The 1706-nt window shown below is 46.5% G+C and carries 2 protein-coding genes and 1 pseudogene; 2 read left to right on the top strand and 1 reads right to left on the bottom strand.

Annotation, left to right across the window (positions count from 1 at the left end; all coding sequences use genetic code 11):
* Positions 1 to 209, top strand: a pseudogene (locus ACTHUM_RS13215) (tetratricopeptide repeat protein); the annotation flags it as partial.
* A gap of 44 nt (positions 210 to 253) precedes the next feature.
* Entirely contained in the window at positions 254 to 1432 is a 1179-nt protein-coding gene (gene coaBC / locus ACTHUM_RS13210) for a bifunctional phosphopantothenoylcysteine decarboxylase/phosphopantothenate--cysteine ligase CoaBC (RefSeq protein ID WP_107769529.1), read from the top strand.
* A 56-nt stretch (positions 1433 to 1488) separates the two neighbouring features.
* Here coaBC and ACTHUM_RS13205 read toward each other — a convergent pair.
* On the bottom strand, positions 1489 to 1706 hold a 218-nt coding region (locus ACTHUM_RS13205; protein ID WP_440402891.1), incomplete at its 5' end, for a KH domain-containing protein.

Genomic DNA, 1706 nt, shown 5'->3' with positions numbered 1-1706 from the left:
ATGAAGACGGCAGTCTGGCAAGATGGACGCTGTACTCCAGTGCTTCGCCTTTGGTCAATCCGGACTACTCGCTCAATGTTGTTCCTGAATTTAAAGTCTGCAGTTATGTGACTGAAGTGAAAAACGGAGCGGTTTCAGCATTCTTACCAAAGAGATATGGTAATGCGATTAAAGCAAAACTGGCCAGAATCAACATCGAACAAATCTAATTTGATTTGATTCCTATATATCTCATTTAATGAACCCGTTATTTATGAGCAAACACATTCTCCTCGGCATTACTGGCGGTATTGCGGCGTATAAATCTTGTGAACTGGTCAGACTACTGAAAAAGCAAGGACATTCTGTATCAGTAGTGATGACGGATTCTGCGACAGAATTTATCTCCCCGCTGACTTTCCAAGCTTTAACCGGCAATCCTGTTTTATCGGATACCTATTCAGGTGCTTCCAATAATGGCATGGCGCACATCAATCTGACGCGTGAAGCCGACGCATTTCTTATTGCGCCTGCAACTGCCAATACGATTGCCAAAATTGCCAACGGATTGGCTGATAATCTACTGACCAACTTGGTAGCAGCCAGGAAATGCCCTTTGGCTGTTGCGCCTGCAATGAATGTCGAAATGTGGAACAACCCTGCCAATCTGCGCAATATTGAGCAGCTGGTTTCAGACGGCATTACCGTGTTTTACCCAAACAGCGGCGAACAGGCTTGCGGCGAAACAGGCACTGGCAGGATGGTCGAAGCGGTCGATCTGGCTGATTTGCTAGAGGATTTATGGACACCCAAGCTACTGAGCGGTAAAAAAGTTCTGATTACAGCCGGCGCAACGTTTGAAGCCATCGATCCTGTTCGCGGCATTACCAATATTTCCAGCGGACAAATGGGCATAGCTTTAGCGCGTGCCTGCCGTGCTGCCGGAGCGGAGGTCACGCTGATTTACGGTCAAATTCAGACGGCCTTGCCCGCAGGCTTAACTCATTCTGAACAGGCTGTCAACGCAGAAGCCATGTATCAGGCGGTTCATCGCCATATTCCGAAACAAGATGTCTTTATTTCCGTTGCAGCTGTTGCAGACTATAAAGTCAAAAACAGCAGCAACGAGAAACTGAAGAAAAACGGCAATCAGCCCCCGGTTATCGAACTGACGGAAAATCCGGATATTCTCGCATCCGTTGCCGCCTTGCCTTCTCCACCATTCTGCGTCGGCTTTGCTGCAGAAAGCCATCAGGTTTTGGAATTTGCACGGGCAAAACGTTTGCGCAAAAACGTACCTATGCTGGTAGCCAACCAAGTTTCCGTTTCCATGGGTAAGCCAACCAATCAAATCACCATTATTGATGACCTTGCTGAAACCTCATTTCCGGAAACATCGAAACGCCAAGCGGCAGATGAAATCGTCAAACGCCTGGCTGAATTATTGGCTTAATCAAACAAAAGGCCGTCTGAAAATTTTTCAGACGGCCTTTGTTCAAACACATTACATTACAAACCCAATTCGCGCAGAAAACGAATATCGTCTGCCCAACCGGATTTCACTTTCACCCAAATCTTCAAGAAGACTTTGGTATCAAACAATTTTTCCATATCAAGGCGGGCTTCAGTAGAAATTTTCTTCAATTTCTCCCCACCCTTGCCAATCAAAATCGCCTTTTGGCTGTCTTTATCGACCAACACCGCGATATAAATGCGGAACAGTCCGC

The organism is Neisseria sp. P0021.S006, from assembly GCF_051956895.1.
Note: the sequence above shows the minus strand (reverse complement) of the source record. Positions and strands in the feature narration are given on the sequence as shown.